Here is a 6,762-nt window from a genome sequence, read left to right on the forward strand (position 1 = left end):
GAAGTAATCAACGTAGCAACGATTCAAGCACGTCTTGATCGCTCGTTCCGTATCACTGGCATTGATAACCCTGCTGAAGCACATAATCTAAGTTTATTACTGCGTGCAGGTGCGCTGGTTGCGCCAATTCAAATTGTTGAAGAACGCACGGTCGGGCCAAGCTTAGGACAAGAAAATATTGAAGCGGGTATGACCGCCGTTGCATCAGGTTTCTTATTCGTACTGATTTTTATGTTGGTTTATTACAAAGGCTTTGGCTTAGTGGCAAACATTGCCCTTGCAGCTAACCTAGTCTTAATTGTTGGTGTGATGTCACTTATTCCAGGTGCTGCATTAACACTGCCAGGTATTGCCGGTATTGTATTAACCGTAGGTATGGCCGTTGATGCCAACGTACTAATATTTGAACGTATTCGTGAAGAACTTGTTGACGGTCGTAGCCCACAACAGGCTGTTCATCATGGTTACGACAGTGCTTTTAGTACGATTTTTGATGCCAATATTACCACCTTAATTGCTGCGGTTATCCTATTCGCAGTGGGTACAGGTCCAATTGCTGGTTTCGCAGTGACACTTGCGATAGGTATTATCACCTCAATGTTTACAGCCATTGTTGGTACCCGTGCGGTGATCAACTTATGTATTGGTGGTAAGCGCATTGATAAGCTGTCAATTTAAGGAGCAGATATGCAAATTTTAAAATTAGGCGGCAGAACTTTAGGGTTTATGTCGCTGCGCAAAGTTGCTATGGGCATCTCAACGCTACTTATTTTGGCCTCGTTCGCATCGTTCTTCGTTAAAGGCTTAAACTTTGGCTTAGATTTTACTGGCGGTACCGCAGTAGAAGTTGGTTTTGCCCAACCGGCAGACTTAAAGAAAGTGCGTTCAGTACTCGCTGAAAACGGCTTTGCAGATGCATCGGTGCAATTATTTGGTTCAAGCCAAGAGATTCTAGTACGGTTAGCACCTCGCGGTGATGATGTGAAAGCGGAAGTCATTGGTAATCAAGTTATTGAGGCACTTAAAATAGCAGACGATAGCGTAGTTATGCGTCGTATCGAGTTTGTTGGCCCAAGTGTTGGTGAAGACTTAAAAGAGCAGGGTGGCCTTGCCATGTTAACTGCGCTGATTTGTATCTTGATCTACGTTGCATTTCGCTTTGAATGGCGTTTTGCGGTGGGCGCTGTATCAGCACTATTGCACGATGTAATTATTACGCTTGGTTTGTTCTCAGTGTTAGGTTTAGAGTTCGATCTAACAATCCTGGCAGCAATCCTAGCAGTAATAGGTTACTCGCTGAACGATACGATAGTTGTATCTGACCGTATTCGCGAAAACTTCCGTAAAGTGCGGATCGACGACACCATTGAGATCATCGATATTTCATTAACGCAAACACTTAACCGTACCTTAGTAACTTCAATCACCACTATTTTAGTCTTGATTGCCTTGTTTGTTTGGGGTGGCCAAACTATTCATGGTTTTGCTACAGCATTGTTATTTGGTGTGTTTATTGGTACTTATTCTTCAATTTATGTTGCTAGTGCCGTTGCAATTGCGATGGGTGTAAGTAAAGAAGATTTAATACCAGAAGTGATCGAAAAAGAAGGTGCGGACTTAGATGCTATGCCATAGGTCTTGCTCTAATTAGGGCAACTAAATTTGTATTAAAAAACCGCTCATTGAGCGGTTTTTTGTTGCTAGGCATTACTGAAATAAGCGAGCTTTATGCCGCGCAGCTTGAAAGGCATGTTATTAATTATTGCTATTTATGAAACGCAATATTTCCTATAATAATTGTTATTGATTCAGTATTGATGTAACCAACAAATGTTAAAGCCACTTTTAGTCGCTAGTAGTCTAATTATTGTTAGCGGATGCGATAACAACTTAACAGCTCAGCAGGCTGAGCATGCCGCTAAACCTGTGCAATTAAGCGCATTTGAACAATACCCACAGCAAGCCAATAACTTGCTTAATAATATTCGTGCGAAAAAAGACGCGGCCAGCTTAGAGGCCGAATCGGCAGAGTTAGTAAACTTATCGCAGGCGTTACTTAAAGAGCTTATCGTTAAATATCCACAATGTACTGCGTATTTAGATGCGCTGAGCGAAGTGGCTACTGTGATCTCTGCATTGCCATTGGCTGAAATTAACAGCGATTATCATGGCGATGGTAAGCTCCCCGAATTTGACGATCCTGTGTGTTATCACGGCAAAGACTTATTAGTTCACTCAGCGACAGTGCAAGCGAGTGCACGCTTAGGGTTAGTCGAGCAACATGCTTATCAAAATGCGGAGCTTGATATTATTGAAGTAATAGCGCATTTTGAACAAGTTGTGCGAGCATTTAATAACTAGCTAATTATTAACAGCGGCGCAGTGTTGCCATAAAATTGTCATACGCTCTTGCTACTTTAATCGTCTCTTAATGAAGTTATGGGTTAATAATAGTGAGTGCTCAGCTAGGTATATTAGAAAATATCTTAAAAAACAGTGAAATTACCACATTATTTCAACCCATCTTTGATATTGCTGAGCAGCAAATATTAGGTTACGAAGCATTAAGTCGCGGCCCTAAAAATTGCGCTCTAGAAATGCCCAATGCACTATTCAGTGCGGCGGTAGACTACGATAAAATCTCAGAACTTGAGCTGTTATGCCGCTCAAAAGCGATCGAAAACTTTGTCAAACTAAAGCTGCAAGGCAAATTGTTTTTAAATGTCAGCCCAAAAACTTTACTTGATCCATGCCACCCTAAAGGTGAAACATTACACCTTGTTGAACAATTTGGTTTAGCCGCCAATAGAGTGGTTATTGAAGTGACCGAGCAAGAAAAAGTTGATGATGGGTTTTTATTACTGAAAACCATTGCCCACTATCGCAAGCTTGGTTTTTCAATCGCCATTGATGACTTAGGTGCTGGTTATTCAGGATTAAAGCAGTGGTCAGAATTACGTCCTGATTATGTAAAAATTGATCGCTACTTTATTGATCATTGCGACGAAAGTGTGGTTAAAAAAGAGTTTTTAAAATCCATTATTGAACTCGCTAAAGTGACTAAAACGGCGGTGATCGCAGAGGGAATAGAGCGAGCTGAAGAGTTAACTCTATTGGAGGGGCTTGGTATAGTACATGCGCAAGGGTTTTTGCTGGAACGGCCAAGCTTACGACCAAGTGCAGAATTTAACTCAGCTCAATTGCAGCAGTTAAATTTTACCCCATTAGCTGATCAGTTTGAGCAGTCAATGGCAATCGGTTGGCTGGCTGTTGAACAACTATCCATCGATAGTCATACCCGCTGTAAAGATGCCCATAATATTTTTGAAAAAGATAAAGCAATCATCAGTATTGCTGTCGTCAACCAAGATTCGCAACCGATTGGCTTATTGCACAAAGACCAGCTGACAGAAGTATTTGCAGCGCCTTATGGTCACGCTTTATATGATAAACAACCCGTTACGGCATTAATGCATAAGCAACCTTTGGTGGTTGATGAGAACCAGCTGCTTGATACAGTGAGCCAGCAAATAACAGAAAATGACTTTGATATTCGTCGCCATATTATCATCACGCGTGCTGGACGATACTTGGGCCTTGCGCCACTTCGCGATATTTTAAAACACATTACCGAAGAGAAAATACGCCATGCTCAGCATGCTAATCCACTCACAATGCTACCCGGTAATGTGGCAATAAATGAAGCGATAGAACACAGACTAAGAGTAAAACATGGCTTCGCACTCGCTTATATCGATTTAAATCACTTTAAACAGTTCAATGACTTATATGGTTACGCCAGTGGAGACAGCGTTATTAAGTTGCTTGCGGATGTGACTACTCAGGCATGCAGTAACATACCAAGCTTTGTTGGCCATATTGGCGGCGATGATTTTATGGTGGTATTTGACGATGATGATGCCGAGGCAGTTTGTAATCAGATAATTAGTGACTTTGAGTTAAAGTCACGGGCCTTTTTTACGCCAGAGCATATTGCCAGTGGCGGTTATTGGGCTACTAACCGTGAAGGTGAAAAGCAATTTGTACCGCTGCTTACGTTATCAATTGGCGTTGTTGAGCCGGATTTAGAGCAATGTACCAATAGCCATCAAATTGCAGCATTGGCAACCGATGCTAAAAAAGAAGCGAAGCGCTATCGTCACAGTTATCTATTTTTATGTAAACGACGTGGCCCCGCACTTGCAGTTGTGCGGTTAAGCCCGGAAAAACAAGTCATATGAAATAAATTTAAGGGCGAGCTGTTTTACTTGAGTATTTACTCACCAGCATGTAGCTTTATCTAAACCTTGCAGGCCAACACGCCTAAAACTAGAAATAATAACTATGACTCGCTATTTTTCCTCATTTATTTCACTTTTAGCATTTATTAGCTACGCATTATACAGTGATAAAGTTACCGCAACAGAAACACTGACTATCGGCCAAGAGCCAAGGGCTTTGTATCAGCGAGACGAATACTTAAAAGAGTTACTACAGCGAGCACTGGCTGCTGCTAATTACTCCGCCCAGTTAGAAACTGTGATTGTGCATCCGCATCAGCAACGTACGCTTATTGCGTTAGAGGACAATGGTGTTGATTTATACTGGAGTATGACCAGTCCTGAGCGCGAAACGCTCGCTATCGCTATTAAAGTACCGTTATTTAAAGGCTATATAGGTAAGCGGGCACTTGTTACCAAGCGGGAGTCGGTTAATCGCTTTGCAACGATTAACACTCAAGAGCAACTTAAAGGGTTCACTGCAATTCAGGGCCATGACTGGCCAGACACAAAAATATTGGCACATAATGGTTTACCAGTACGCCCGTTTGCTAATTATCAAGCTATGTTTAATATCGTGTTGACGGGGCGGGTTGATTACTTCCCGCGCTCTTTCATAGAAGTAGCCTCAGAGCTAAAAGAAAAAACGAACGAAGGGTTAGTGATTGTGCCCAATCTCTATATTAGCTACCCAAGCGCATTTTATTACTTTGTGTCAAAGCGTAAACCAGAACTTGCTAAGCATCTTGCTGAGGGCTTGGCAATAATGCAGAAAAACGGTAGTTTTGATCGGCTATTTGCGCAGTATTTTGCTGAGGATTTAAAGGCCTTGCCATTTGATACTGCTAATAGCATAGAGATCAAATTAGAAAACCCATATTTTGAACATTAAAAAAGGAGCCTACGCTCCTTTTTACATTTAACTTGAATTCTGGTCACTTACCAGTGCTAATGATTAACGCAGTAACGCTTCAGATAAAACTGGGCGAATTTCACGGATCATTGCTTGTGTTAATTTAGGTGAACCACAGATGACGTTGCCGCTGTAGTTATAGTTATTACCGCCAGCAAAATCAACAACCATGCCGCCAGCTTCTTTAACCATTAACTCGCCTGCAGCAGAAGTCCATGGTTTTAAACCAATTTCAAAGAAACCATCAACACGGCCAGCTGCCACGTATGCCATATCTAGCGCAGAACAACCGGCACGGCGAATATCAGCCGTATGAACAAACAATGCTTTGAATGCTTCAGTGTACGCATCCATATGGTGTTTGTTTTTGAATGGGAAACCTGTAGCAAGTACAGTACCAGAAAGAACGGTAGTTTTACTTACGCGAAGACGTTTGCTATTTAGTTGTGCGCCTTGACCACGAGAAGCAGTAAACAGCTCACCACGAATTGGATCGTAGATAACTGCTTGGTCTAAACGACCTTTAACTTTAAGTGCGATAGAAACCGCGTAATGAGGAATGCCTTTGATGAAATTTGTAGTGCCATCAATAGGATCAACAATCCATTGGTAATCTGCATCCTTGCCTACGTGCTCACCTAGTTCTTCACCAACAATAGAGTGAGTAGGGTAAGACTGTAAAATTGTGTCGCGAATTACGGCTTCGGCTTCTTTATCAATATTGGTTACTAAATCGTTAGTGCCTTTTTGTTGCACTTCAACTTTTGATAAATCTTCGCCAGCGCGAAGTAAAATTTTGCCTGCGTTACGCGCAGCGCGAACCGCAATGTTTAACATTGGATGCATGGTGTTACCTTTGGGTTGTAAAAGAACGTTTTATATATTTCAGCCGGCGTATTCTAGCGATTTTTGCCACAAAGTAAACAATAAACCCCAAATTGTTTGGAGTGTTTTTTGTACATCATTGTTCGCGAAGAGGTTTATGAGTATGTTTTTCCGTCAGCCGTCAGCCGTCAGCCGTCAGCCGTCAGCCGTCGGATCACACACACATTTGCATTTTAAAGTTATTGTTCCTATATATTTACCATGCTTGTGAAATGGACAATACAATGAATTTTGAGAACCTTGATGTATGGAAGCGCTCAGCAAGATTAAGTGCAGATATTTATAAACTTACAATCGACCTAAATGATTTTGGCTTTAGAAATCAGTTAACGCGATCTGGTTTATCAGTACCTAGTAATATAGCTGAAGGCATGACTCGTGAAAGTGATAAAGAGAAGTTACGGTTTTTAGATATATCCAGATCTTCGTTAGCAGAAACGAGAACACAGATCTATATAGGAATAGATATAAACTACATAAACAAAGATATTGGTTTGCAATGGATAAATGAAACTGTTGAGCTATCAAAAATGTTGACAGCCCTAAAGGCAAAAATCAAAATTGATAGCTGATAGCTGATAGCTGATAGCTGATAGCTGATAGCTGATAGCTGATAGCTGATAGCTGATAGCTGATAGCTGATAGCTGATAGCTGATAGCTGATAGCTGATAGCTGATAGCTGA

At 41.4% G+C, this 6,762-nt stretch carries 7 protein-coding genes; 6 read left to right on the forward strand and 1 reads right to left on the reverse strand.

Annotation, left to right across the window (positions count from 1 at the left end; all coding sequences use genetic code 11):
• The 5 genes from secD to ENH88_RS08105 form a co-directional block, all read left to right on the forward strand.
• Positions 1-678: protein translocase subunit SecD (gene secD, locus ENH88_RS08085; RefSeq protein ID WP_304181492.1), on the forward strand; the 678-nt coding region annotated here is incomplete at its 5' end.
• A 9-nt stretch (positions 679-687) separates the two neighbouring features.
• A complete protein-coding gene (gene secF / locus ENH88_RS08090; RefSeq protein WP_304181494.1) occupies positions 688-1,635 on the forward strand; it encodes a protein translocase subunit SecF in 948 nt (315 codons plus the stop codon).
• Positions 1,636-1,830: 195 nt separating this feature from the next.
• On the forward strand, positions 1,831-2,361 hold the full coding sequence (locus tag ENH88_RS08095) for a hypothetical protein (RefSeq protein ID WP_304181497.1): 531 nt from the start codon (positions 1,831-1,833) through the stop codon (positions 2,359-2,361).
• 92 nt (positions 2,362-2,453) lie between these two features.
• Positions 2,454-4,241 carry a GGDEF domain-containing protein gene (locus tag ENH88_RS08100; RefSeq protein ID WP_304181498.1) on the forward strand — a complete coding sequence of 596 codons (1,788 nt, stop codon included), beginning with the start codon at positions 2,454-2,456 and terminating at the stop codon, positions 4,239-4,241.
• 103 nt (positions 4,242-4,344) lie between these two features.
• Complete coding sequence (locus ENH88_RS08105) at positions 4,345-5,172, forward strand: substrate-binding periplasmic protein (RefSeq protein WP_349768651.1); 828 nt, start codon at positions 4,345-4,347, stop codon at positions 5,170-5,172.
• Positions 5,173-5,235: 63 nt separating this feature from the next.
• Here the strand turns inward: ENH88_RS08105 and suhB are convergent, their stop codons facing one another.
• Positions 5,236-6,039 carry an inositol-1-monophosphatase gene (suhB, locus tag ENH88_RS08110; RefSeq protein ID WP_304181500.1) on the reverse strand — a complete coding sequence of 268 codons (804 nt, stop codon included), beginning with the start codon at positions 6,037-6,039 and terminating at the stop codon, positions 5,236-5,238.
• A gap of 263 nt (positions 6,040-6,302) precedes the next feature.
• On the opposite strand from suhB, the gene ENH88_RS08115 reads away from it, so the two are divergent.
• The gene (locus ENH88_RS08115) at positions 6,303-6,650 is read left to right on the forward strand and encodes a four helix bundle protein (protein WP_304181502.1); all 348 of its coding nucleotides are present in this window, start codon (positions 6,303-6,305) and stop codon (positions 6,648-6,650) included.
• Positions 6,651-6,762 lie beyond the last annotated feature (112 nt).

Origin of the sequence: Pseudoalteromonas prydzensis (assembly GCF_011050055.1) — a bacterium.
Classification (GTDB): Bacteria; Pseudomonadota; Gammaproteobacteria; order Enterobacterales; family Alteromonadaceae; genus Pseudoalteromonas; species Pseudoalteromonas prydzensis_A.

What these genes read in the sequence shown, in the direction of transcription:
- ENH88_RS08115 (WP_304181502.1), top strand. Translation starts at nt 6,303, where the DNA reads ATGAATTTTGAGAACCTTGATGTATGGAAGCGCTCAGCAAGATTAAGT.
- suhB (WP_304181500.1), bottom strand. Translation starts at nt 6,039, where the DNA reads ATGCATCCAATGTTAAACATTGCGGTTCGCGCTGCGCGTAACGCAGGC.
- ENH88_RS08095 (WP_304181497.1), top strand. Translation starts at nt 1,831, where the DNA reads ATGTTAAAGCCACTTTTAGTCGCTAGTAGTCTAATTATTGTTAGCGGA.
- secF (WP_304181494.1), top strand. Translation starts at nt 688, where the DNA reads ATGCAAATTTTAAAATTAGGCGGCAGAACTTTAGGGTTTATGTCGCTG.
- ENH88_RS08105 (WP_349768651.1), top strand. Translation starts at nt 4,345, where the DNA reads ATGACTCGCTATTTTTCCTCATTTATTTCACTTTTAGCATTTATTAGC.